The organism is Paenibacillus sp. FSL L8-0436, from assembly GCF_038593025.1.
Lineage (GTDB): Bacteria > Bacillota > Bacilli > Paenibacillales > Paenibacillaceae > Paenibacillus_AQ.
Map to the genome: position 1 here is coordinate 5,258,287 of NZ_CP151955.1, position 24,025 is coordinate 5,282,311.

A 24,025-nucleotide genomic window follows, 5' to 3' on the forward strand; every position below is an offset into this window, starting at 1 on the left:
AGTCAATATGGACAAACAAGCAGCTTTGCAGCATTTTAGAGAACAATACTTTAACCCTTTGCTGGATGCACAACTGAACTTGCTGGAAACGGCATATCACCGGGAACAGAGCCAGCTGATCAGCGGTTTCAAGGCGTCTTTCAGATCCTTATGCCTCCACATCCACAGCATGCAGCAGCGGGAGCTGAAAGGTCCCATAGGCTATATTCACTATTCCTTTTTACGTACCCAAGTGCTTGAACAAACCTACCATTATATAACTGAGGCTTACGATACGGCGTGGTACGAGGATGACTCGGACTGCAAGTCCACCTATGACGCCTCTTGGGCGTTTGCTCCAATAAGTACCATGCTGTCAACCTTGGAGCAGGAGCGCAAGCGATATATGGGTGTGCTAAATCCGGCAGACATCGAACGGCTGTTGTTGGAGTCAATGCCTTTATTCCATCAATTTGTAAGTTCAATCCTGCGCTTGGCCATAGGGGAGGCTGTCCTGATGCCCGAATATCAGACGATTCTGAAAGCGGAACGTTTGCTTATTCGCACGGGTGAGTATATGGATATCAGTGAAAATATATATGTCGACGACGAACACCTCCCACAAGGGGATGAAATAAGAGAGCAGTTGATGCAAGCCAGTACAGAGGAACCTTTCATCTACGAGAATCTGAAGCACCTCTCGCTTCATCATCTGGAGCTTATGGACAAGGACCTGCGCTATAACGATTTCAGTCACAGCCATCTGCAGGGAAGCCGGTATCACAGCTGTAACTTGGTGGGGAGCCGCTGGCAGCAAGCGGATGTGGAAGACGGTAGTTTCCGTGGTTGTCTGCTTACAGATGCCGACTTTCGGTACGCCCATATGAAAGGTGTGGACTTCAGTCAGGCCAGCGGAGAAGCCTACCGGAACAAGGGACTGCGGTTGCCCGGTTTAGTGGGAATCCACTTTGAGCATGCCAATCTGGATGCCGCAGATTTCACGGCTGTCCAAGCGTTTGAGCATGCCTATTTCGAAGGAGCTTCCATGCTAGGAACCCGGGTTCCGCGAATGTTCCAACAGCACTGGCAGCTCAGTGATACGCAGCGCCAATCCATTGTATGGATCGAATAAGGAGGACATGGTCATGCGCCACTATTATATTCTGCAGAATGACAACCGGATCTCCCGCGAGCTTACACCTGTGAATATGGCTCTCTTAAAAGCCCCCTTCACGCAAATGCCCCCGGCTCAAGTACTGGAGGTACAGGCTGCAGCAGAGCAGGATTTCACAGACTGGCTGCCTCTGTCAGCCGCAGTGAACCCACTGCTCTCCGATTCCATGAAACGGATCTTGGAACTGTACAATACGCAAGCTCGGTTTAAACAACTGTATGTCATAAATCGGGAAGATCAACAGCAGGTCTTATATTGGACTCCCCATGTACCGGCTTTGGACGGCATTTCAGGAGAGACCGAGTGGTATCCGCACGATCATACCTTGAAGCAGCTCGTGCTGGATGCAGCTAAAGTGAAGGGACATCATTTTTTTCGATTATCAGGGATAAGAGAACCTCATTACATCATTAGCCTGGAGGCAGCGGAGAGCTTGCTCCGCCGGGGGTTAAGCGGTTATCGCCTGCAAATGGCAGAACTCTGCAAGGGGGCCGGGCTATGACCGCGCACTGGGATGAATTATTTTTGAAGCTGCACAATCAGCAAGTCTTGCAAGAGGAGTTGGAGTTGGCAGAGCAGGACCAGGAATGGATGACCTTCTCTGTGGAAGAGGCAATTGAGGGATTATCGAGTGGTTCGCTGACCTTGCCGGATGGACAAGTCATCCATTTTCACACCCTACAAGCTTTTGAGGATCAACTCACCCTATCGATTCCCCGTTCTCTGATTCCGGAAGTTTCGGCGGAACAAAGCAGCAATTCGTTGGGCGGTGTTGTTGTTCAAGACAAGGCTAATGGAATTGTGCTGGGTCTGCGCCCAACCAACCATGAATTGGAACAAGAGCAGCTAGAATCGTATCTGCAACAGATGATAGAGCATACAACCCGCAAGCACTCAAAGATGAAACTGATCAACCACAAATTCCTGCTTATTCAAGGTGCCGCAATCGGCTGCTCTGAATCTCTTTTTCTGCTGACTCCCATTCCCTTTTATCAGATTGCCTTTGTCCGTTCTTGGCGCGGCAAAGCTTATATCGGGAGCTGCCAGTTCAAGCTGGAGGATGCATCGTTATGGGTGCCTTTAACCTATGCTATGCTGCATCATGCGGTTTGGTCGGATAACCTTGATTCTTGACAATATATTATCTATGGAGGGATACATATGCTGCTGCCTATGTTACTGAGTGCCTTGGTGCAAGGTGCGCTAAAGGGTGAACAAAGCTTTGTGGTTCGGGGGGCTGCCCTGAAATGCAGTATGGGGACAGACCCCGGCGTACTCAATACAATGTTCAGTCATGGGGTCTATATTAAAAGCAAACCCCTCCTGAACATCGACGACGCAGTTAGCGGAGTTAATATCAGTAAAATTAATGCCTTTGGGTTCTGCAAATTGAAGGGCGCTCCCTGCGAACCGGAAATTGCCTTGGCTTCGAAATGGACAGGGGGCAAAGAGGATGTACTGATCGACGGGGCTCCTGCCCTGCTGAGTGACTCCAAGTTAGTATGCAGCTGCCCAGGGTTAGACATTTTGGCTATTGGTGCACAGGTCTCCCCTCTCCCTTCTGTCGGCGGCGGTGGAATCATTTCGATTACAGATGACGGACAAGACCTTTAATCTAATCAGCAAGGAGACATGGGATGAACAACGCAGTAAAAGACCGCTTTGCTTCTCATCAGCTGCATGTGGTCTGGCCCTACGGCAATCTGCGCTTACAGCAGATAAAGCTGACCCAAGAGCTTGGAGCACATGCGAAATTGCTGATCACCGGAAGCATGGAAGCTGACCAGACCGACACTCTGATAACCAGAGCGGGCAGTGACGACGAAGTCGAGCTGTGGGTCACGGATGACAATGCCCGCAAGTATCCTTTGTTCATGGGACAATTGTATGCCGTGGATGTTCAGCATTTGAATCGGGAAGTTATGGTCACTCTGGATGTCATTTCCCATAGCTTCAAGTTGGACACACAGCTCAAGAACCGTTCCTTCCAACAAGTGGATCAGAGATACGTAGAGATTGTAGATGCAGTGCTGGCAGATTATAAAGGCTCAGACAAATTAGATGAAGCCTTCGAGAAGAAGAACACAGGTCAGTTCATTATGCAGTATCAGGAGACGGATTGGACGTTCTTGCAGCGCCTGGCTTCACATGTAGGCGCCGTACTGGTTCCTAACGTGACCTCACAACGTGTACAGATCTGGATTGGGATTCCGCAAGCACGGAAATACATACAATTAGAAGGTGTTCCTTTTGCAATGCAGCGTAGTATCCCACCTTATCTGGATCAGGAAGCCAACGGCTGGAATACTGCCAGCATTGGAGATTATACCCGTTACACCTTTGAATGGGATCAGATGCTGCAGTTGGGAGATGAAGTCGAGCGCAATCAGGAGACGTTCATCATCACAAAGCGGGAAGGCCAGATGATTCGCGGTCTCATGACCTGGTCGTATGAATGTGCGATCCCGCAAGGGATCAAGGTTCCAAAAATTTATAACCGTATCCTTATTGGGGCAGCGATTGAAGGCAAAATTCTCGAGGTCAGCCGCAATCAGGTACGCTTGCATTTAGACATGGATAACCGGCAAAATGCTGCGGAAGCCCGCTGGTTCCCCTACTCTGCCGAAGGCAGCCAGGTCTGGTATATGATGCCTGAACGCGGAGCACAGGTGAAATTATATTTCCCAAGTGCCGACGAAGACGATGCAATAGTGATTCAATCAGTGCGCACAAAGCCCTCTGCCTCTACTGCCCTTCTTTCCTCACCGGGACAAAATGGATCTGTGGAGTCTCCAGCCGAACGACACAGCCGCAAAATGGCTGATCCCGGCATCAAATCCTTTGCCAATCCACAGGGAAAAGAAGTGTCTCTGGGCAACTCGGAGCTGCATATGACGGCCCAAGAGGGCGCACTGTACATCTCGATGAACAACCATCTGGGTGTCAACCTGAACAGTACCCAGCGGATCTGGATTCAGGCCAGCAGCCAACTCACTCTGGATGCCGCGAACATTATGATCCAAGGCACCAACAGCCTGCAATTACATACAACGACCACTACACTGGATCTGGCACAGGAAGTGAACAACGTCAGTTCTGAGATTGAGCTCAAGGGCTCCATGCATGAATATTACCCGGAACCTATTTTGTCAGCCTTTGAACAGCAGGTAAGCACTCTGGGAATCGAAGCGGTGACCAAGCAGCACCAGTTATTAATTGCGGATAAAAAAGCTGAAGGATACCTCGACATCTTACAAGACGCAGCAAAGGGACTCTGGGATACCGTGGTGGATTTCGGAGATATGGCATTTTCCGGTAATCAAGATGAGGAAGCCAGAAAGTTATATAGCATGTTAAATGGCGGCACTGAAGTCGCACCGCTTGAAGAACGGAATTCCACCTTCGCCGGGCTTCTAAATACGGTAGATTATACAGAAGATCTCATTACCGGTGAAAAGTCAGTATCTGCCGAATTCGAGAAGGCCAAGGACAGCTTCATAGAGGGGAGTGCAGAATTCTTACGGAATCAGCAAAAAGCGAATGCGTATCATAACCCGCTAACGCTCACTCCAGAAGAAAGTTATGAGATCGGACAGATTCAAGGCGGACAAGACCTTTTTGAGATGGATATTGCCAGCAGCTTCTTCGTCCCCAGTCTGGCAGCAATACGGAATTCGAAAAAGGTCCTTTCCGTCACCCGTAAAATGGGCCTGCCTGATCCCAAATTACCCAGGCCTGGTGCCCATGTCCGCTCTCCCCTGTTCAGAGGGCTCGGAAATATTAAAGATGCGGTAGCCAAGCTCGGCGACGGCAAACTCAAGACCCATGCGCTCCGCCTGCCAAAGAATCTGGATTCTCTCAAAGGCTTCATGCAAAGCGTTGCCCGTAAAATGAATATCAGTGTAAAGCGGCTCTCCCCCGACCCTGCCACCGCCGCAGGCCGTTGGCAATTTCATGATCTGGAGCCCTACTCTTCCCGCTCCAAAGGTCCGGATACGCCGCTCACCCCGGAGAGACAAAGACAGAAAGATGCGTTAGAATCAGGAGAGTACTCAGGCCGGGCTGGGGGGACGGGTAAAGATACAATAGATGTTAACAAAAAATTCCCTACCAGATCCATAGACATGGATACTGAGGGATATATTATTGATAGGGTTGCCGAGTTAAAACAAAGACTTTCAAATGGCGCATTAAATAAAGGTGGGGCAAATTTTGGATATATGGAAGTTAAAGTTGATGTTCCAAATATAAAAACTGAATTTTATGCACATAGTCAAGTGAATGGTCCACCGCCGGCTCATCAACCCAATATGAATTATGATGGTTTTTCATACAAACCGGAAACAATAAGGTATCCTGCAAAAGATGCTCCAAATAAACAAGGTGATATTTTTCCAAGGGAGGGAGATACAGAATATAAAATGATTAATGACTTAGCTAATAAGCTTGGTCCACCTAATCCGGATATAAAGGGAAGAATAAAACTGTTTACCGAAAACGATACTTGTGCGAGTTGTAATGATATTATATATAATTTCACAAAAGATTATCCTGGAATAAAAGTAGAAGTAATTCATAATAACGATGTTAAGATATCTAAAAAATCATAATAGGGGAGAAAAATATGCCTTGGAATTATAATGAATTAATAGAGTCGTTTGTTGAAGAGTATGAAGAGTACAAGTTAGAGAATCAGAGTCCAAATGAAGCAGTTGCTCGAGCTTTTGACGAGCACTACAGTGAGAAAAATTCAGATGATATGGAGAAGGCTGTTTTGAGGGTTATTTCTGCGGAATTAAAAGTGAAACAGCCACGGATCTATAAGAACACAAAGGAAAATTACATTAGAGACCTTGAACTAATAGATTTTCACCAACTAAAGGACTATATTCAAAAAGGCCAATTAAATGAAAAAGAGTATGAAGAACTTTATTTGCGGAGAAACAGAGTATTGCAAGAACTCGAAAAAATGCCAGTAGATCTTTGTCCAAAAGCAAGATGGTTTTATGATGAAATCGTAGATATAGTCGAGCGTTACTTTTCTGAGAAAGAAAATGATAACAATACAATTGATAACATTTTAAATAAATTCGAAAGGGAATTTAGGTACAGAGTGTGTGCAAAGAAGATTGTGTACACCACAATTGCAGAAAACTTAATACGACTTGATGAAACAATACCAAAATACATTATTAATGAACTTGAAGATAGATATTTTGATAATTCCCATTATGAATTAACCGAGGAAGAAGGGCGGGAGTTGTTAAGACGAATAGATAAGGTTTTGGAGGAAGTTAATAATAAATAAGGCTCAGTCTAAAAATTAGTGGTTGAACTTTTCAACTCGTTAAATAGCGTCGATTGTATTCAAATAAAGAGCGTACAATACAACGAACAACGCCACAATGCGAGATAGCCGCCCGTATTGTGGTTTTCTTTTGCCCTAAATAGTCAAGATTAATAGCTCTGTAGAGCTAACCTTACCATGTCAAATTATAAGAAGAATTTGAGCCACAAGCTGGGGCTACCCAGTGCTGAATGAACCCATCATATAACCAATGACACATTTAACTATGTAATACCCGTATCAAATTTTCTTTAATTCGCTTGTACGCAAAGTAATGCTCGAAAAGCATAACCTAACTAACACTAAATCGTTACATAAAACAGGTCGATTATGGTCAAAAGCTACTATGATTGACCTATTTTTCACACCGCTAGTCTTAACACCAGCGTTATAAGATGAATATTGCCAACAACTTCTCTCCCGCTCTGGGAACAGCATAGAATTCGAAAAGCCCCCTTTCCGTCACCCGTAAAATGGGCCTGCCTGAGCTCAAAGGCCTGGTGCCCACGTCCGCTCTCCCCTGTTCAGAGGGCTCGGAAATATTAAAGATGCGATAGCCAAGCTCGGCGACGGCAAACTCAAGACTCATGCCCTCCGCCTGCCAAAGAATTTGGATTCTCTCAAAGGCTTCATGCAAAGCGTTGCCCGAAAAATGAATATCAGTGTAAAGCGGCTCTCTCCCGAGAGACAAAGACAGATTGATACGTTAGAATCAGGAGAGTACCCGCGAGGACATTCGCAAAGTATTAATAATGCTAACGATAATTTCGCAGTTGAAGTATTATCAACTAATGCTGATGATACAAAGAATGTAGTTTTTACAAAGCAGTTCCCTGACTGAAATATTTCCAACCTAAAAAAGAGCATGCTATTTCTACAAGATTAAGAGATTGGAGCAACTCTAAAAGGGCCACGACGAATGCTGTGGAAATTGATATATTTAAAGTTGGTGACGATGTAACAAGTGGTTAACCAACAGGTAAGATTAAGCGTCTCGCCTATCAGGTTTTTAATTCAAATATAAATGGAGGCCTCTAATATGTACAAAGAACTAGATAACCTTTTATCGGCTGATGCATCAGTAGATTCGTGGTACGATGATGGCTGTGTCATTGCAAGCGAGATGCTTTCGGAGTTTACCCCAAGTGATTGGGTTGAATTATCTAATCAAGTGCAAAATAAACCTATAGAGTGGCAGAGAAAATTAGCGTATTGTTTGGATAATGAATGCAATGTAAATGAATTCAACATTTTATTATCATTGCTCAGTACGAATGATGAGGAATTATTCGAAATATGTATTGACACACTAAGAAGTTTTACAAATCAAGAAATTAAGAAAATGATATTAGATAACCCAAATATACTCCAACGTATAAATGACTCATTACACACTGCTAGCCTACCAGCAAAGAAAATGCTCCAAGATTTCCTTTCGAAAATCCATTTGTGATTTTGTGGATTAGATGTTAATTAGGTTCTTAATGAGATAGCCACGTCTCTATCTGGACAGCTTGGATGAACATGAGGTTGAGTATCTAGAAGAGTATGTGGAACTGGTGAAGAACAAATATATAGAATTAACTCATAAAGCCCAATAATATAGAAAGACAATGATCCTTGTCGATGAAGATATACATAGAGAGTTTAGGTATTTCAGTGGTCAGTCTACAGTAAAATAGAAAATTAAAAAGGAAAATAACTATGGCGAATATGGATCGAGGAAACAAGAGAATAACTATAAATGAAATTCGTGAATTTGAAGGTAAATATGTTCTAAAGCTTCCTGAACAGTATATTGATTTTTTGCTTAAAAATAATGGTGGGTATCCTAAAGCATCTACATTTAAGATTTCTGATGAAGCGGGTGAAAGTGTCGTAAATAAATTTTACGGGATCGGTGATATGAAGGGGAATTTGGCTAAGGTATTTGAGATTTTAGATGGTGAGCTGCCTGAAGGTTTTATATCAATTGCTAGTGATCCAGGAGGAAATGAGATTTGTATTGGAATTAGTGAGAAATACTTTGGAAAAATATATTTTTGGATGCATGATATGGAGTCAGATGAAGAAATGGAAAACATGATTTTTTTAAAAACCAGTTTTAATGATTTTTTTGATAACTTATATTAGGGATTGGCTCTAATATACACCCCACCCAATGCCGAGTGATTCGAGCGGCTTAGCCCAAGCAGACCTAACTCAATTAATATCAGTATAAGAATTCTTCCATTTTACTTGTACGCACAATTACGCTAGCAACTTCTCCCCCGGTCTGAGAACTGCACGGAAATCGAAATGGTCCTTTTCCTCTCTCGTAAGCTGAACCTGCCTGATCCCAAAACAAATGGTCCTGACGCCCATGTCCCCTCTTCCCTGCGCAATATCCATTTTAAAATCGGCCTGTTTGATGTAAGGCTGAATTGATTGGAGGTAGTTTTAATGTATACAATTGAGCATTTTGCATAATTCAATTTTTAATTCAAAGTCAAAGTCGAGGGCTATTTCCAAAGCTCCGTTTTTGAGATTTGGGTTAGAAGTGGGCAGACGGGCAGAATTTCGGTGAAGCTGACATTTTTAAGCGGCGTCTCGGACACGTTGCTTCGCGATGGCAAGTGCAGAGGCAAGTAACACAATCGCATTCAAATATTGGTGGGTCGTCACTTTTTGAATACCCCAAACATGGAGCTGGTCAGCGGTTAAATAGGCCTTCATTCGAGAATTGCAGCGCTCCACACTGGTTCGTTTATTGTAAATTTCCTTCCAGCCTCGGCTTTCGCGATGCGGTAGAGCGTAACGTCTGAGATCCTTTTGGCTGTCAACTTTGACCACCATTCCATAATTGGAGGACGAACAAGCGGCCATGCCTAAAGGGCAATTCACATGTCCTGTCGCATGTGGACAACGGAATTTCAAATCTGCCTTCTCCTGTCCCCAATACGTCATAGGAAAGCCCATCGAACAGCAAGGTGTGCCTTTGCGGGTGATCCCCGCTGGCGGTTCCTTTTCATTTCTGGGATTGAGCGGAATAATGGCTTGTGCCTTGACGTTCCGGGCCGCCTCGTAGTTTTTCATTTGGTCATAGCCTGCATCCAGCATGAAAAATTTCGCTTTGGATTTCGCAGCGGCAAGCGTCATGAGTGCAGGCCCTTCGTCTCCGTCGTTCACATGGGCAGGCGTCACCTTTAGCACCATCGGAAGTTCACTCTTGGCATCGACGGCCAGATGCAGCTTATAGCCAAACCACTTAACTTTGTTGCCGAAGGTATCAAACTTTGCACCCCAGTTGGCATTGCCAGTGAGCTCGCTTTTTCGCTTGGGTTCCTTTTTCTCGTAGGCGTCAATGGCTGCGCTGTCGATGGCGACATGAGTGCCGTCGATGATTCCAGCTTCTTGGCACTGAGCGACAAGATCCTCAAACAACTGCTGGGCAAGGTTTTTGCGAGTCAACTCGGCAAAAACCCGGCTTAACGTGGAAATCGAAGGGGCAGGGATATCCAGCCGAAGCCCACATTGGTAACGGAAACGAAGGTCAAACTCCAATCTGCGCGCTAGGCCGGTGAACGTATCGATGTTCTCTAAGGGAGCCGCGAGTAATGCGCGAAGAATGCCTTGACGGCAGTGCCCGTCCGCTCCTCGGGGTGAAGGATTTCTCAATTGCCTCGCACACGGTCTCAGGTCCAGTGCACTGAAAAAGAGGGGCAGTCGTTCTTTCGATTCGATTTTTTGAAGTTCCTCAAAGGAAAATAGACTTTCTTGGAGAATATACATAGTGACTTCACTCCCTTGGGTTTTCTCGTTTGGTCACTTGAAAACTTCTCCAAGTTGGGGTGAAGTCCTTTTTTATGCTCGAAATTCCTTTGTCTAGCAAGGACTTAGATTAATGCAAAATGCTCAATTAATAATCAGGAAAGAAATGTGAATTGGTTCATATTTTCAAGGAAGGGCTGCCAAACTACTACGAGCTTTCTTCACTGAAAAGACATACATGAGCACACGGGCGGACGGTCCATTGTAAACCGGAACAGGAGGAGATTCATTTGGAAATGCAAAGCAATCAAGAAGTTCTAACAGAAGCTAGACTTCAAGTTTTTGAGCAAATCATTGGAGTACAACTTCCTAACCATTATCGAGATTTTTTATTGAGATACAATGGGGGCTATCCTAAACCATACTACTTCACCATGTCTGAGGAGCAAGGTAAGGGTATGGTAAATATTTTCTATGGCATTGGAGGAATGTATGATAATTTAGACAAAAAAATAGATATTTTTGACGATATACTTAATGCAGGATTTTTACCAATTGCAGATGATTCTGGTGGAAATCAAATTTGCATAGGTCTTACTGAGAAGTGTTTCGGAAATATTTATTTTGGGATTCATGACGAAGACGCGGAAGATATGGGCAATATGTATTTTATTTCTCAGAATTTCAAGGTTTTTTTAGAAAATTTATATATACGAGCATTTTGCATTAATCTAAACCCTTGTTACACAAAGCAATTTCAAGCATAAAAAAGGACTTCACCCCAACTTGGAGAAGTTTTCAAGTGACCAAACGAGAAAACCCAAGGGAGTGAAGTCACTATGTATATTCTCCAAGAAAGTCTATTTTCCTTTGAGGAGCTTCAAAAAATTGATTCCAAAGAACGTCTGCCCATCTTTTTCAGCGCACTTGACCTGCGTCCTTATGCGAGAGAATTGAGGAATCCTTCACCCCGAGGAGCGGATGGACACTGTCGGCAAGGCATTCTTCGCGCGTTACTCGCGGCTCCCTTAGAGAACATCGATACGTTCACCGGCCTAGCGCGCAGACTGGAGTTTGACCTTCGTTTCCGTTACCAATGTGGACTTCGGCTGGATCTCCCCGCCCCTTCGATTTCCACGTTAAGCCGAGTCTTTGCCGAGTTGACTCGCAAAAGCCTTGCAAAGCAGTTGTTTGAGGATCTTGTGGCTCAGTGCCAAGAGGCTGGAATCATCGCCGGCACTCATGTCGCGATCGACAGTGCAGCCATTCACGCCTACGAAAAAAAAGAACCCAAACGAAAAAGTGAACTTACCGGCAATGCCAACTGGGGTGCGAAATTTGATAGCTTTGGCAACAAAGTCAAGTGGTTTGGCTATAAGCTGCATCTGGCCGTCGATGCAAAGAGCGAACTTCCCATGGCACTCCAGGTGACCCCTGCCCATGTGAACGACGGAGACGAAGGGCCTGTGCTCATAGCGCTTGCCGCTGCGAAATCCAAGGCGAAATTCTTCATGCTGGATGCGGGCTACGACCAAATGAAAAACTACGAGGCGGCCCGGAACGTCAAGGCCCAAGCCGTTATCCCTCTCAATCCACGGAATGAAAAGGAACCGCCCGCTGGGATCACCCGCAAAGGCACCCCCTGTTGTTCGATGGGTTTTCCCATGACGTATTGGGGTCAAGAGAAAACACATTTGAAATTCCGTTGTCCGCATGCGACAGGTCAAGTAGATTGTCCTTTGGGCATGGCCGCTTGTTCGTCTTCCAATTATGGAATGGTCGTTAAAATCAATAGTCAAATGGATCTCCGGCGCTATGCGCTGCCGCACCGGGAAAGCCGAGGCTGGAAAGAACTTTACAATAAACGAACCAGTGTGGAGCGCTGCAATTCTCGAATGAAGACCTATTTAACCGCTGACCAGCTCCATGTTTGGGGTATTCAAAAAGTGACAACTTACCAATATTTAAATGCAATTGTGTTACTTGCCTCTGCGCTTGCCATCGCGAAGCAACGAGTACAAAACGCCGCTTAAAAATTTCAGCTTCACCGAAATTCTGTCCGTCTGCCTACTTATAACCCAAATATCAAAAACGGAGCTTTGGAAGTGGCCCGACTTTGACTTTGAATTGAAAATTGAATTATGCAAAATGCTCATACAGAAGAGTAGTTGGATATTTTCAAATACTCTTCCATTCTACGTTACATTGAACAGGTCGAATAAGGTCAGATACCACCATGATTGACCTGTTTATTGTTATCTTTATTTGCTCCCCTATTTTCGAATGGGCATTAAGTCGAATCTATAAACTAAAGTGCATTTGTGGAGCTTTGGGTGAGCACATTGGAACAATTGATGGAGTGACCCTTCTTATACGAAAGGTTGGAATACTTGCCATGAATAGCGAAGAACTTCAAAAGATAAAAAACCTATTATACAGTAAACATAGTAGTAGCATTATTGCAGAAATCAAAAAGATGAATAGCACTCTGCATCTCCATATATATGCGGCAAACTACAACTGGAACAGTGGCTTTGAAGTACCAAAGGCTATTTTAGACAATGAAAATTGTGATTTTGGAACGGGTCTGCTAATGTTTTATCATGCAGATGGTTACCGTATGCTTGAATCAACAGATGCGGTGTTTCATTCTAGCTTGGGTGAATGGAAAGAGTTTATCAATAACTTGTATGAAAGAATACTTGATAACAGCTTCCATAATAAAAAGTTTTCTTTTACTCCACCATTAACAAAAGTGCAAATCTTTAAGTTAAGCAAGTTAAATCCTAGTATTCCTGATATCTTTTTGTATAAGTCGCCTGGTGATGACATAGAAATACCAGTCCTCTAGTATCATCCAAGGGGGCTCATATTGCTGGACAATCTTAGGTTAAGGGCAAAAAAATTAATAATGAGGAGTAACAAAAATGCCTGAAATTTCGAGGATACATGACAAGGTATCCATAGTGCAGGTAGAGAACTTTGAACAAATGAATAAAATCGAGGGCGAAAATGCTTTAAATATTTTCTACGGAATTGGTAGTATGAACAATAATCTTGAAAAAAAGATTGAATTTTTTGAGGAAATATTAGAAATCGGCTTTATTCCCATTGTAAGAGATTCTGGTGGTAACCAGATTTGTCTGAATAGAACTCGTATAGATTTCGCATTTCATTTGTACGCACACCAATGCTTTAATTCTATATTCTAAGTAAAACTATCCCGTTACATTAAATAGGTCGATTCCAGCAACAACTCCTCCCCTGCCACCGCGGCAGGCCGTTAGTAATTAATAAAATTGGCTGATTTAGCCCGAAAACCTGCAAGCACTGAGAAATAGAGCTGGTATCCTTAAGGAGTGGCAAAATGGAAGGAAATATTATAAATAAGTTTGAACTACATAAAAAGTGGGTTGAGTCCATGGGTAAAGAAGGCGAACAATTAAAATTAGATGAAGTGGATTTAAGAGGTTTTGATTTATCCGATAAATTGCTTGAACAAGCATATTTAACAGAGTGTATTTTTGATGATCTTATATTGGAAAATATCGATTTTCATGCATCGTTGTTATGCTCATCAACTTTTAAAAAAGCGTATTTAGATAAATGCGATTTTTATAAATCAGATCTTGGGTATACAGATTTCTCTAATTGCGTCATTAAAAACAGCAGATTTAGTAAAGGTGATTGTTGGGAAGCAATATTTAGAAATGCATATGTAGTGAATTGTAATTTGATTAATGTATTTTTCTACTTAACTGATTTTAGTAATGCAAGACTAGAAAATGTAGATATAAGTGTAGCCTCATTTGAAGAAACTTTATTAAACGGAGTGACACTGAAGAATATTAAAGGTATAGAAGAAGCTCATTTTAGAAGCATTAATATTGCTACATTGGAGAAACCTATCTTGTTGAAATCAGAACAAGCAAAGGAATGGGTGCTAGAAATATGCGAAATAAGTGAATAAGTAAGTGCCGCTGTCAATGAACTTGTACGTTAGAAATTATTGATTCGTCTACTGATCTGCCTGATGGAATAAAACAAAACCTTAGAGGAGGCTAACATGGAAAAAGAAGGAGCCGTATCTCTGTGGGTAGGCAATGTTCAATCTTCCGAGGAATTGGATAGGCTGCTTACTGTGTCTTATACGGATGAAGGATACTTTATTCCATCGATTTTTGCTAAACATTTTGGGATTCGTAGATATGATGATGCTGTAAGAGAAGCAGAATATTATGAAGAAGCAAGTAATAATCTGAATCAATTACTTGAAGGATTCTCTTATGATGATGAGATTGTTCTGAGATTCACTGCCTTACTACAAGAAGGTTTGACGGATGATTTTAATGCAGTAGTTTTACTATATAATTTTATGTATACTGAGGAACTTCTTGAAGCAACCCTTCAATCGAATTATTTCAGATTTTTGGGTGCGGTAGAGTATCAATAGTGGGGGCTACCCGGTGACGAATGAATCTATCCTCCATGCGCTCATCATGATGCCGCTCACCCCCGACGTAGATCAATCTGCTTACTCACAAACATTGGCCCGTTGCAGATTAATAATGTCATTAATATGGCAATCATCAAACTTCTCCAACAACAGAGTAAACTCATTATTCCTCAGAAAGTTCATTTCCTCCAAAAAAACAGGAAATACAACTAAAAACTGAATTTCTTTATCGGGCCATTTGGAATACTGTCACCGTAGCAAAACCAAGTTTGATGATCAAATGTAAACTTCCCAAGTTTCCGTAACCAGCCGAAAGGCCAATACAATTCATCTTGAATGTCAGCTTATGGTGTGATAGTTTCTATTAGTGTTTGCCTCAAATACTATTAAATCTATATTTATGTTTTGCATAAAACCTTCCATGTTTACAAAACTAGGTTCTCCAATATTTTCACGTAAATGATTTATTAGCTCACCCGATGCAAAGTCATCATTTTTAACCATATGTACCTCCGGTGGTTGGAACCTAATATTAAAAAATTAAAGCATTTCCTTCCGGCCACTTTCCTTTCCAGCCACATGGAAGATGACCTGCTTCATATACATCAAACATTTTGAAATAAAAACCAGGAGCGACCAGATCGCTGTAGGCATATTCCATCAACACACAAAGAAGATCCCATTCAACACTCTCATATACACTATAATTGATGTTATTAGCAGAAACATAAGATTTGAGTTCGTTAAGTACACCTCTTTGGAGTACAGCTTTCGCTTCTAAAGCAATCGTATTCCATCCTCTATATTCATTTCTCCAACGTTCATGTAAGGTACCCGTTAGATTGTTCCTTATTTCTAGTTTCAGATTGTCCCATCTCCCGTTTATCCCTTTCTGAGCTTTTGTCCAACTATCAACAATTATGATATTACCTTCAAAATAAGGCTCCCTTATCTCTTTACCACAATTCTCGAACCAGCGAACTTTTGCAACTCTTTCATCATAAAAATCTTTAATTGATTTCACAACTTTGCCTCTTTCTCTTTAATTTTACCCAGTCATCGAAAACCTTTTTTCAAGTACCCTACTAACCTCGTATCTGCTACAATCCTTTTCCATATAAATTTCATCTTGTAAAAATAATATGAATATAGAACTGGATGCATCGTTATTCGCCAAATAGAAACCCAATAATTCGTTGTATTGAGTGCTAAAAAACCTACATACTCTATTTTGAGTTTGATTTTTTCCTTACATTCAATTATTCCTTCATAACTTGCAAATAAATTAAAATCATCCAAATCGTAAATTCTATTCACTGAGAATAACGGGTTCATGCCTCTTATATACAAGCCTATGACATCACCACTATCTTTCTCAAGATATTGTATAGTTGTTCATAGTTTTCCCCACTTTACAAAAGCGCCTACAGACTCGATTGTACTGTTCGATTTGAATTCAGGCCATGGGTCGCTCCATAGGCGCAATGCAATATAGTTTAGGTTTAAAATAGAGTCAATCTTAAATAGAGGCCCACTAAAGTGATAAACAATGTAGGAATCGTCAATATAATTCCGGTCTTAAAATACGTGCCCCAGGAGATTTTCACACCTTTGCCCGAGAGCACATGCAGCCACAGCAACGTGGCCAGTGATCCGATCGGTGTAATCTTTGGGCCTAGATCTGAGCCGATGACATTGGCATATATCAAAGCTTCCTTAATGATTCCGGAGGTATGTGTGGCGTCGATAGCCAGTGCGTCAATCATGACCGTAGGCAGGTTATTCATCACCGATGAAATGACCGCGGCTATAAAGCCCATCCCCATTGTGGCAGCGAATACCCCCTGATCTGCAACAACCTGAATCAAATCCGCTAGTATATCCATTAACCCGGCATTCCGCAATCCGTACACAACAACATACATCCCGACAGAAAAGAACACGATCGCCCAAGGTGCGCCCTTAACTACTTCCATCGTTGAAATAGCAGAGCTTCTTCTGGCCATGAGCAGGAAAAAGATCGCAATAATCCCGGCCACCACAGAAACCGGAATGTTCAGGAATTCACTGACGAAGTATCCAACCAGCAGAATCGCAAGCACAAGCCAGGACAGTTTGAACATTTTCGGGTCTTCGATCGCCTCTTGCGGATGTTTAAGCTCTGAGCTGTCGAAGTTACGCGGGATGCTTTTACGGAAGAAGAGGTACAGCACCAGGGTACTTGCTGCCAAAGAAAACAGTGTAGGTATCAGCATATGCCCTGCATAGTCCATGAAGCTGATTCCGAAGAAGTCCGCCGATACGATATTGACCAGATTGCTTACCACCAGCGGCAATGAGGTCGTATCCGCAATAAAGCCGCTGGCGATGATGAAAGGGAAGACCTTTTTCTCATCAAAATTCAGCGCACGGACCATGGCCAGGACAATAGGCGTCAGGATAAGCGCCGCTCCGTCATTGGCAAAAAACGCAGCCACTACCGCACCCAGAAGAGTGACATAGATGAACATCCGGGTTCCATTCCCCCGTGCAGCTCTCGCCATATGCAGGGCAGCCCATTCAAAGATCCCAACCTTATCAAGGATTAAGGAAATCAGAATAATCGCAACAAACGCCAGTGTAGCATTCCACACGATTAAAGTGACATCAAGAACATCGTTAAAGCTGACTACACCTGCCAGCAAAGCGAGAATCGCACCGCCGCAAGCCGACCAGCCGATAGACAGGTTCCTGGGCTGCCAAATAACAAAAACCAATGTAAGCAAAAATATAAAAATTGCAAGTATTACCAAGTCTGACCCTCCCGTTTATGTATGATTTCTATTTAGTCACAGCAGACAGCACCAGACACCTTGTTGAGTCCTGCCAAAATTTCTTTGGAATCCGGCGTATACTCAAGAATAGCCTGAATATGCGGCTTGTCTTTGATATTCAGGGAATAATGAACCCATTGCCCTCTTTTCTGTTCCTTGACCAGCCCTTTGCTTTTCAGTTTGCGCAAGTGCTGACTGATCGCGGGCTGTGAAATATCAAATAGTTCAACGAATTCACAGACACACCACTCCCTGTCTTTCAATAACGAAAGCATAGAGAGACGTGTTTTGTCACCCAGCAGCTTCAGATCATCTACGAGTTCATTTAGAACATCCATGCAGGTTTCTCCTTTCTAATATATAAGTCATTACTTATATTCTAAAACGCTATTTAGAATTAAGCAACCTCAGTCCGGACAGGACATCACAAATACTCCTCCGTAGCGCTTGAGGCTGCACAAACGCTGCGGAGGAGTAAGATCATCTATTTGCAATTTAAGTTTATATACAGGTTATTACGCGACGGCACATGGAAGTTCGAATACAAAGCAACTTCCCTGTTCACACGAATCCTTAAGCCATACTCTCCCGTTCATCAATTCGGCAAGCTGCTTGCAGATTGAGAGCCCTAATCCCGCACCGCCAAATTTGCCCGGAGTTATTTTATCATGAATTTGCGAGAAGGAATGGAACAGACTGTTCATTTGTTCGGCCGGCAGGCCGATCCCGGTATCCCTTACCTCGAAAGTAACGATGACCCCGCCATCTGGGGCAGCTTGATTCCGGATGGACAGGCATACCTCACCTTTTTCCGTGAATTTAAGTGCATTCCCAAGCAGGTTGGTCAAAACCTGACGGATTTTATTGCTGTCTCCCAGCAGTCTGGGATTGGCCTCGCTATCGAAAACGGCCGACAATTTCAGGCCCTTTTTCTCTGCTTCTGCGGAGAATAGTTGCAATACATGGCCCACGACATCACGGACAATAAACGGGCTGTTGTCGAGCGTCATTGTGCCAGCCTCCATTTTGGAATAATCCAGGATCTGATCCATCATAGCGAGCAGATTACTGCCGCTCTTCTCGATAACATCGACGTATATGGTCTGTTCCTCGGAGAGCTCGGTCGACTCCAGCAAGCTTGCCATGCCAATGACTCCGTTCATCGGTGTACGAATTTCGTGGCTGAGCACTGCAAGCAGATTATTCTTGTCCTCCAGTACCTGTGTAGCTATTTCTTCAGCCGCTCTCAGCTGTATAAGCGTTGATTCCATTTCAAGCAGCACGGTGAAAAAGGCTGACAAAGAAAGCAGCAATTCAATATCCCGTTCCTGATACTGATAGAAATCCTGGTCAAAAGAGCAAAGTGAACCGTAAAACTCGCCTTTTTCATTACGGATCGGAACTCCGATAAACGAACAACCGCCTACGAATTGAGTCGCATCCATGTCTTTGGTTAACGGATGGGTAAGATTATTGTTAATAAGCAGCGGGCCCTGGGCATGCTCCGTCACCAGCGCGCAGTAAGACTCCTCATTGTCTACTACCAGTCCCTCTCCCAAGATGAGCTTGTCCCGGTTGTATGCTTTCATCACCTTTGTAGAGAGACTATCCAGATTCGCGATGCAGAAAGTATTTGCGGGGATTAACTTGCTTGCTGTATCCATAACCTTGGCAGCCGAATCATATAACCTTATGGAAATAACCGACAATACATCAATGAATTCTGTCTTTAACATAATGCCGTTCGTCCCTTCTAGTCCTGCTAATTCCAAGACCACACACATTTCACACCGCTATTAACAATATCACATTCTATACAAATGAGATACATTCCCCATATTATTCCCAGTTTCTGTTGTCATTGATTTCCTTCTTACGATTGAAGGCGTCACTGCTCAATGGTACTCCTGTCAAAACCTTTCACTTCACTAAATTCTCTTACGTACTGTTGAAACTCCGCTGAAACATTCAATAATTCCTCAAATATAATATATACCATTTATCCCGCAGAACAAAAGTTTGCAGCAAGGAACAAGGACCTGACAACGTTAGCGGTTGATAGGTGATTTTAGGCATTAGACAACCTAAAATAAGCATATTTAGTTACATAAACCCTGAAGAGACGGTGATTAATCCATGACCCATAACCAAGAATTCAAAGTCTATATCATAACCTCCGGCGATATCCTGCGCTTCTTTGTCATCGAAATTATCCTCGGGACTGTAACCTATTCTATAGCGTTGAAGCTTTTCCACAATGTAATCCTGGCAAGTGCCGGAGGATGGGCCGGCACGGAAGGCATCAAGCGGCTGAACACTTTACGGAAATTCCTGTAACAGCTAACAGCAAGCTCATCAATAGTTTACAATTTCATGTAAAACCTAAAACAGCAGAAAATATCAATATTAACTATTTCCTTTCTTGTAAAGTAAAACAAGAAAGGTAAGGTGACTATTTTGAAAAAAACTACAGCGTATTATAAAACCTTTGAAGGAGACAGTTATCAAATTGGCGTATTGCTTGGTAAATGGGCGTTGTCCAAACCGGAAATGCTCAACGCTATGTTACTCCCTCCAAATGTGTACCCTCAAAAGAAATTACAGGAAATCACAGAACTACTGGATCAATATTGCAGCGGTATTAATGAAGAAATACAAGGATTCGCAGATACCGTTGGTATTGAACGCGGTCAAGCATTGTTTTATGCTATGACCTATTTAGAACGCGGATGCAGCCTGTTTGCGGCAATGCCTGCCAAAACACGGGACGGACATACTATCCTTGCAAGGAATTATGAGTTCTCCGATATGATGGAGGAGCTTTGCTTTAGCTATACTCAAACAGCTGGTAAATACAAGCATCTCGGCTCTATGATTAACCTATTTGGTCGCGGTGATGGGATGAATGAATGTGGCCTTGCCGTTGCCCAAGCCTCCTGCGGAATGCCTGTAGGTAATTTTGAGGGCGGACAGAAAGCGGAAGTAAGCGGACTGCAGTTCTGGGCTGTAATTCGCGGAATTTTGGAAAATTGCCAAAACGTTAAGGAAGCAGTTAATTATTGCATGGAGGTTCCCATCGGGTACAACATGAATTTGATGCTTGCCGATAAAAGTGGTGAAATAGCCTTGTTTGAATGTATTGATGGACACAAAGCGAATAAGTTACTGGATGGCCAAACAGAAGAATCTTTTTTAAGTGCTACCAATCACGCAGTACTTACTGAGCTAAAGTCCTTTGAGAAAGTGATCCTAGAAAATTCCATGATTAGAAACGACCTTATTGTCCACTTTAGCCATACAAGGGAAAAATTCACGAAAACAGATATAAAACAATTGCTATCTTCACCCTATCCAAATGGGTTATGCTGTCACTACTACGGAGACTTTTTCGGCACACTGCGTTCTATGATTTTTGATGTTACAGCAGGACAAGTGGAAATGACCTTTGGTTCCCCACAGCAGAATGATTGGCAGTTGTTTACTTTCGCTTCACAGAAGGATATGGAATTTTCTGTACAGCTTCCTTACGAACAGACACCAAAAAACTTTTATAATATTTTATAATTTGAGAAAGAGAGGCTGCTATGGACTATAGGATGCAACTGGAAAAAGCATTGGTTTTTATTGAAAGCAATCTAAATAACGCTATCTCCGTTACTGATGTTGCTAAAGCAGCCTCCTATTCGTATTATCATTTCCATCGTTTTTTTCAAGCAATGATGGGAGAAACCGTAGGAAGTTATATACGCTCCAGAAGACTGACACAGGCCGCTAAGGAATTGCTGTATACTAATAAAAGAATTTTAGATATTGCGGTTTCTTTGCAGTTTGAATCCCATGAAGCTTTCAGCCGGGCCTTTAAATCCCAGTATCATATGACACCGAATCAATACCGCAAAAACCGTGTAGAGACCATCCTTGGCAGCCGCAGGAAAATCACTAAACCTGAAATACAGCATCGGTGTAATTCCATTACGCTGCGGCCGCAAATTGTCGATGTTGAACCCAAACAGCTCGTTGGCATACGATTTCAAACTAGTGTTGCAAACAATCAAAGCGTTAGCAAGTGGGAATATTTCCAGTCTCGGTTTCATGAAATCCATCATGCGCTTCCTGACTCCTGCCGTTATGGTATCTTTGAGTCTGCACAGGGCTGTACATTTGATTCATTCAGCGAGCAGAGCCAAACAAGCGAATTTATCGGAATAGAAGTAAACGAACCAAGCCTTGCTCCAGATAAAATGTGTTATAAAAAATTCCCCGGAGGAAAATACGCACGATTCACACACACTGGAAAGGTACATTCATTGTTTCAAAGCTATCAGTATATCTGGGGAACTTGGCTGTCTGCAAGCGATGTAGAACTGGCTGCCAGGGATGATTTCGAATGCTATTCTGAACGGTTTCTAGGCGCGGATAATCCCAAATCTCAGATTGATATTTATTTTCCGATTAAATAATTGATCAGTGGCCATCTATCCCGGGGATTCATCATGAATTCTGATGCGATGGCCACGACTAGATCTTTTTCTGGAATACAGCAAATGACATTGCCGCCGTCTCCCATTGCTAAGTATGCCGAAACTCCATCCTCTTGGCGTAACCACCATAGGTAGCCGTACTTATTAGGGTTCATTGCTGTGGATTCGCGGGTCCATGCACCCGAAACAACCTCATGTTCGTCCCAAATGCCACCGTTCAGATATAGGAGACCAAAACGTGCCATATCACGGGGACTTAGTGTAAGTCCCCATCCTCCTGTGGAGTTGCCGTCCGGATCTGCAACCCATCCCTTCACATTTTCCCCGAATAGATCCTCAAAGCCGAACGATTTCATTTCATAATCCGGAATTTCTTTCATCCCGATGGGTTTAAATAAACGTTCGTTGGCAAACTCACGGGCACTTTTCCCTGTGCTGCGAGTGAGGATGGCGGAAAGCAGATGCGCCCCTGCGGTGGAATACTTAAAGGTTCCAATACTACATTGTTGGCCGAGCAGATCCAAAGTGTATTTTACCCAGTCAGGCTGCATGCACATCTTGTCGAGCGGTTCTTGCCAGTCCTCAAATGAATAGGGAGCCGTCATCGTGAGTAGATGGCGTATACTGACTTCTTGTTTCTGCTTATCAGCCGCACCATGAGCATATTCAGGGAAAAAATCGAGCACCTTCTGGTCTACATTGCGGATATATCCTGCATCTATGGCAATGCCAACGAGGGCAGATATGACACTTTTCGTTACAGAGGCTACATGGTGCGTATCCTCCGGGCCATAGCCGTTATAATAGCTTTCATAAACCATGTATCCGTTTCTCACAACAACAATACCGTTTATATTGCTGTACTCTGATTTTATGATTGGATCAAGCGCTGCAAGCTTCTCAGCATCCTTCCTCAAGGTTGCCGGGTCTGAGGCTTGCAGCCATTCTGAAGTGGGCCAGTAGTTTCTTTGCATGATAGACACCTCTCTACAAGACGTATTTAAATTTTCTTTACAGGAAAATATATCTCGGTAACGTGATCCTCAGGACCGGTGCCTTGATAAGGGTCGGTTACATAAACTTCATAGGGTGATTTCACCATTACATAGCCCTCATTCTCTATCCATTCCCTCAGCTTGGCATAGACCGAAGTCAATTCCGAATATGATCCCTTTAAAACAGACTTCGCACACAGGCCTCCAGGCAGATTACGCGTTCCGTTTACCGTTTCTTTTACCGGGATGGCAAACTCGATATCATTGCTGGCCGGATTGTATTCAGCGCTGTGATAAATTGTTATTGGTGTACCCAGCGAGGTAAGTTTTTCAGTCGCAATCTTCTCATATAACCTGCTAAAATACTTTCCGTATCCAAAAGCATAGTCGTCCCTGCTCATCATCTGACGCATATAAAGTATATTCATTGGCCGGGTTTCAACAAGTTGCACTTCGATATCATCCATATAGGACATAATCGGCAGGCCCTTCTCTACATTTAAAATATCGTTGCTTATTTGTTGCAGTGTTTGTTCAAAAGCTTTCAGCTTGTCCTCTATTTCTCTTTTCTTGCGATCCAGAGCAGAACGAAGCTTCTCATCCGATTGATCCTCTTCCCAGTCCAGAAGAGCTTTGATTTCTTCCAGTGAAAAATGATAGGATTTCAAACGGTTGATAAAGAGCATCTTTTTAAGCTGCCTGATAGAATAATACCTATAGCCATTTTCCGGATTAATCTCATCAGGTTTAATTAATCCCATTTCATCATAATATCGGAGCGTTTTTGTAGATACTTCGCATATCTTCGAGAAGTCTCCAATCGACAGCAAGCCGTCACCTCCATTCCTTGTATTTGTATCCACTATGCACCTTCCCCTAAGGGCAAAGTCAACTACAAAATAATAAAGGCGCAGAGACCGGAATTAACGGCTTCTGCACCTCGTCAGTCTGAAATATTGCTTGCACCAGAGGTACATGCCGGGGCTGTCTCCCTGAATCCGCAGGAATTTGCGCATCACATGAAATGCAA

25 protein-coding genes and 1 pseudogene are annotated in these 24,025 nt (G+C 43.1%); 17 read left to right on the forward strand and 9 right to left on the reverse strand.

What is annotated here, in order from left to right; all coding sequences use genetic code 11:
• Positions 1-7: 7 nt before the first annotated feature.
• From NSS79_RS24225 to NSS79_RS24260, 8 genes are all read left to right on the forward strand, one after another.
• Positions 8-1,111 (forward strand): pentapeptide repeat-containing protein, encoded by a 1,104-nt coding sequence (locus NSS79_RS24225; RefSeq protein WP_342436450.1) that lies wholly within the window; start codon positions 8-10, stop codon positions 1,109-1,111.
• Positions 1,112-1,124: 13 nt separating this feature from the next.
• The gene (locus NSS79_RS24230) at positions 1,125-1,655 is read left to right on the forward strand and encodes a hypothetical protein (RefSeq protein WP_342436451.1); all 531 of its coding nucleotides are present in this window, start codon (positions 1,125-1,127) and stop codon (positions 1,653-1,655) included.
• Complete coding sequence (locus tag NSS79_RS24235) at positions 1,652-2,287, forward strand: hypothetical protein (RefSeq protein WP_342436452.1); 636 nt, start codon at positions 1,652-1,654, stop codon at positions 2,285-2,287. The genes NSS79_RS24230 and NSS79_RS24235 overlap by 4 nt, the downstream gene beginning before the upstream one ends.
• A 27-nt stretch (positions 2,288-2,314) precedes the next feature.
• Entirely contained in the window at positions 2,315-2,767 is a 453-nt protein-coding gene (locus NSS79_RS24240) for a DUF4280 domain-containing protein (RefSeq protein ID WP_342436453.1), read from the forward strand.
• Positions 2,768-2,925: 158 nt separating this feature from the next.
• The gene (locus NSS79_RS24245; RefSeq protein WP_342436454.1) at positions 2,926-5,763 is read left to right on the forward strand and encodes a deaminase domain-containing protein; all 2,838 of its coding nucleotides are present in this window, start codon (positions 2,926-2,928) and stop codon (positions 5,761-5,763) included.
• A gap of 14 nt (positions 5,764-5,777) precedes the next feature.
• Complete coding sequence (locus NSS79_RS24250; RefSeq protein WP_342436455.1) at positions 5,778-6,461, forward strand: Imm3 family immunity protein; 684 nt, start codon at positions 5,778-5,780, stop codon at positions 6,459-6,461.
• Between the two features lie 1,078 nt (positions 6,462-7,539).
• Entirely contained in the window at positions 7,540-7,953 is a 414-nt protein-coding gene (locus tag NSS79_RS24255) for a hypothetical protein (RefSeq protein WP_342436456.1), read from the forward strand.
• A 251-nt stretch (positions 7,954-8,204) separates the two neighbouring features.
• On the forward strand, positions 8,205-8,633 hold the full coding sequence (locus NSS79_RS24260) for an SMI1/KNR4 family protein (RefSeq protein WP_342436457.1): 429 nt from the start codon (positions 8,205-8,207) through the stop codon (positions 8,631-8,633).
• A 444-nt stretch (positions 8,634-9,077) separates the two neighbouring features.
• On the opposite strand, the gene NSS79_RS24265 is transcribed toward NSS79_RS24260, so the two are convergent.
• Positions 9,078-10,271 (reverse strand): transposase, encoded by a 1,194-nt coding sequence (locus tag NSS79_RS24265; RefSeq protein ID WP_342435569.1) that lies wholly within the window; start codon positions 10,269-10,271, stop codon positions 9,078-9,080.
• Between the two features lie 275 nt (positions 10,272-10,546).
• Here NSS79_RS24265 and NSS79_RS24270 point away from each other — a divergent pair, with 275 nt between their 5' ends.
• The 6 genes from NSS79_RS24270 to NSS79_RS24295 all read left to right on the forward strand — a co-directional run bounded on the left by NSS79_RS24270 (position 10,547) and on the right by NSS79_RS24295 (position 14,703).
• Complete coding sequence (locus tag NSS79_RS24270) at positions 10,547-11,017, forward strand: SMI1/KNR4 family protein (protein ID WP_342440429.1); 471 nt, start codon at positions 10,547-10,549, stop codon at positions 11,015-11,017.
• A 72-nt stretch (positions 11,018-11,089) separates the two neighbouring features.
• On the forward strand, positions 11,090-12,283 hold the full coding sequence (locus tag NSS79_RS24275) for a transposase (protein WP_342436458.1): 1,194 nt from the start codon (positions 11,090-11,092) through the stop codon (positions 12,281-12,283).
• 362 nt (positions 12,284-12,645) lie between these two features.
• The gene (locus tag NSS79_RS24280) at positions 12,646-13,101 is read left to right on the forward strand and encodes a DUF4274 domain-containing protein (RefSeq protein ID WP_342436459.1); all 456 of its coding nucleotides are present in this window, start codon (positions 12,646-12,648) and stop codon (positions 13,099-13,101) included.
• Positions 13,102-13,177: 76 nt separating this feature from the next.
• Positions 13,178-13,462: a hypothetical protein gene (locus NSS79_RS24285; protein WP_342436460.1), complete on the forward strand. Its 285-nt coding sequence runs from the start codon at positions 13,178-13,180 to the stop codon at positions 13,460-13,462.
• Positions 13,463-13,617: 155 nt separating this feature from the next.
• Positions 13,618-14,220, forward strand: a complete 603-nt coding sequence (locus NSS79_RS24290; RefSeq protein WP_342436461.1) for a pentapeptide repeat-containing protein — start codon at positions 13,618-13,620, stop codon at positions 14,218-14,220.
• Positions 14,221-14,316: 96 nt separating this feature from the next.
• Positions 14,317-14,703 carry an immunity 22 family protein gene (locus NSS79_RS24295; protein ID WP_342436462.1) on the forward strand — a complete coding sequence of 129 codons (387 nt, stop codon included), beginning with the start codon at positions 14,317-14,319 and terminating at the stop codon, positions 14,701-14,703.
• 342 nt (positions 14,704-15,045) lie between these two features.
• Here NSS79_RS24295 and NSS79_RS24300 read toward each other — a convergent pair whose 3' ends face one another.
• The 6 genes and pseudogenes from NSS79_RS24300 to NSS79_RS24325 form a co-directional block, all read right to left on the reverse strand.
• Entirely contained in the window at positions 15,046-15,210 is a 165-nt protein-coding gene (locus tag NSS79_RS24300) for a hypothetical protein (protein ID WP_342436463.1), read from the reverse strand.
• Between the two features lie 28 nt (positions 15,211-15,238).
• Positions 15,239-15,730: a hypothetical protein gene (locus NSS79_RS24305; protein ID WP_342436464.1), complete on the reverse strand. Its 492-nt coding sequence runs from the start codon at positions 15,728-15,730 to the stop codon at positions 15,239-15,241.
• A gap of 24 nt (positions 15,731-15,754) precedes the next feature.
• Positions 15,755-16,089, reverse strand: a pseudogene (locus NSS79_RS24310) (hypothetical protein); the annotation flags it as partial.
• Positions 16,090-16,208: 119 nt separating this feature from the next.
• Positions 16,209-17,498 (reverse strand): arsenic transporter, encoded by a 1,290-nt coding sequence (locus NSS79_RS24315; RefSeq protein ID WP_342436465.1) that lies wholly within the window; start codon positions 17,496-17,498, stop codon positions 16,209-16,211.
• A 32-nt stretch (positions 17,499-17,530) separates the two neighbouring features.
• Complete coding sequence (locus NSS79_RS24320) at positions 17,531-17,857, reverse strand: metalloregulator ArsR/SmtB family transcription factor (protein WP_341094971.1); 327 nt, start codon at positions 17,855-17,857, stop codon at positions 17,531-17,533.
• A 177-nt stretch (positions 17,858-18,034) separates the two neighbouring features.
• Positions 18,035-19,255, reverse strand: coding sequence for an ATP-binding protein (locus NSS79_RS24325; RefSeq protein ID WP_342436466.1), 1,221 nt, complete (start codon positions 19,253-19,255; stop codon positions 18,035-18,037).
• 400 nt (positions 19,256-19,655) lie between these two features.
• Between NSS79_RS24325 and NSS79_RS24330 the strand changes: the two genes are divergently transcribed.
• The 3 genes from NSS79_RS24330 (at position 19,656) to NSS79_RS24340 (ending at position 21,979) form a co-directional block, all read left to right on the forward strand.
• A complete protein-coding gene (locus NSS79_RS24330) occupies positions 19,656-19,856 on the forward strand; it encodes a hypothetical protein (protein WP_342436467.1) in 201 nt (66 codons plus the stop codon).
• A gap of 120 nt (positions 19,857-19,976) precedes the next feature.
• Positions 19,977-21,083 (forward strand): C45 family peptidase, encoded by a 1,107-nt coding sequence (locus NSS79_RS24335; protein WP_342436468.1) that lies wholly within the window; start codon positions 19,977-19,979, stop codon positions 21,081-21,083.
• Positions 21,084-21,103: 20 nt separating this feature from the next.
• On the forward strand, positions 21,104-21,979 hold the full coding sequence (locus tag NSS79_RS24340) for a GyrI-like domain-containing protein (protein WP_342436469.1): 876 nt from the start codon (positions 21,104-21,106) through the stop codon (positions 21,977-21,979).
• Here NSS79_RS24340 and NSS79_RS24345 read toward each other — a convergent pair.
• Entirely contained in the window at positions 21,961-22,974 is a 1,014-nt protein-coding gene (locus NSS79_RS24345) for a serine hydrolase (RefSeq protein ID WP_342436470.1), read from the reverse strand. The genes NSS79_RS24340 and NSS79_RS24345 overlap by 19 nt on opposite strands.
• Positions 22,975-23,000: 26 nt before the next feature.
• Positions 23,001-23,825: a MerR family transcriptional regulator gene (locus tag NSS79_RS24350; RefSeq protein WP_342440430.1), complete on the reverse strand. Its 825-nt coding sequence runs from the start codon at positions 23,823-23,825 to the stop codon at positions 23,001-23,003.
• Between the last annotated feature and the right edge of the window lie 200 nt (positions 23,826-24,025).

Excerpts from the sequence above, each read along its gene's own strand:
- NSS79_RS24225 (WP_342436450.1), top strand. The coding sequence starts at position 8 with ATGGACAAACAAGCAGCTTTGCAGCATTTTAGAGAACAATACTTTAAC.
- NSS79_RS24230 (WP_342436451.1), top strand. The coding sequence starts at position 1,125 with ATGCGCCACTATTATATTCTGCAGAATGACAACCGGATCTCCCGCGAG.
- NSS79_RS24235 (WP_342436452.1), top strand. The coding sequence starts at position 1,652 with ATGACCGCGCACTGGGATGAATTATTTTTGAAGCTGCACAATCAGCAA.
- NSS79_RS24240 (WP_342436453.1), top strand. The coding sequence starts at position 2,315 with ATGCTGCTGCCTATGTTACTGAGTGCCTTGGTGCAAGGTGCGCTAAAG.
- NSS79_RS24245 (WP_342436454.1), top strand. The coding sequence starts at position 2,926 with ATGGAAGCTGACCAGACCGACACTCTGATAACCAGAGCGGGCAGTGAC.
- NSS79_RS24250 (WP_342436455.1), top strand. The coding sequence starts at position 5,778 with ATGCCTTGGAATTATAATGAATTAATAGAGTCGTTTGTTGAAGAGTAT.
- NSS79_RS24255 (WP_342436456.1), top strand. The coding sequence starts at position 7,540 with ATGTACAAAGAACTAGATAACCTTTTATCGGCTGATGCATCAGTAGAT.
- NSS79_RS24260 (WP_342436457.1), top strand. The coding sequence starts at position 8,205 with ATGGCGAATATGGATCGAGGAAACAAGAGAATAACTATAAATGAAATT.
- NSS79_RS24265 (WP_342435569.1), bottom strand. The coding sequence starts at position 10,271 with ATGTATATTCTCCAAGAAAGTCTATTTTCCTTTGAGGAACTTCAAAAA.
- NSS79_RS24270 (WP_342440429.1), top strand. The coding sequence starts at position 10,547 with ATGCAAAGCAATCAAGAAGTTCTAACAGAAGCTAGACTTCAAGTTTTT.
- NSS79_RS24275 (WP_342436458.1), top strand. The coding sequence starts at position 11,090 with ATGTATATTCTCCAAGAAAGTCTATTTTCCTTTGAGGAGCTTCAAAAA.
- NSS79_RS24280 (WP_342436459.1), top strand. The coding sequence starts at position 12,646 with ATGAATAGCGAAGAACTTCAAAAGATAAAAAACCTATTATACAGTAAA.
- NSS79_RS24285 (WP_342436460.1), top strand. The coding sequence starts at position 13,178 with ATGCCTGAAATTTCGAGGATACATGACAAGGTATCCATAGTGCAGGTA.
- NSS79_RS24290 (WP_342436461.1), top strand. The coding sequence starts at position 13,618 with ATGGAAGGAAATATTATAAATAAGTTTGAACTACATAAAAAGTGGGTT.
- NSS79_RS24295 (WP_342436462.1), top strand. The coding sequence starts at position 14,317 with ATGGAAAAAGAAGGAGCCGTATCTCTGTGGGTAGGCAATGTTCAATCT.
- NSS79_RS24300 (WP_342436463.1), bottom strand. The coding sequence starts at position 15,210 with ATGGTTAAAAATGATGACTTTGCATCGGGTGAGCTAATAAATCATTTA.
- NSS79_RS24320 (WP_341094971.1), bottom strand. The coding sequence starts at position 17,857 with ATGGATGTTCTAAATGAACTCGTAGATGATCTGAAGCTGCTGGGTGAC.
- NSS79_RS24325 (WP_342436466.1), bottom strand. The coding sequence starts at position 19,255 with ATGTTAAAGACAGAATTCATTGATGTATTGTCGGTTATTTCCATAAGG.
- NSS79_RS24330 (WP_342436467.1), top strand. The coding sequence starts at position 19,656 with ATGACCCATAACCAAGAATTCAAAGTCTATATCATAACCTCCGGCGAT.
- NSS79_RS24340 (WP_342436469.1), top strand. The coding sequence starts at position 21,104 with ATGGACTATAGGATGCAACTGGAAAAAGCATTGGTTTTTATTGAAAGC.
- NSS79_RS24345 (WP_342436470.1), bottom strand. The coding sequence starts at position 22,974 with ATGCAAAGAAACTACTGGCCCACTTCAGAATGGCTGCAAGCCTCAGAC.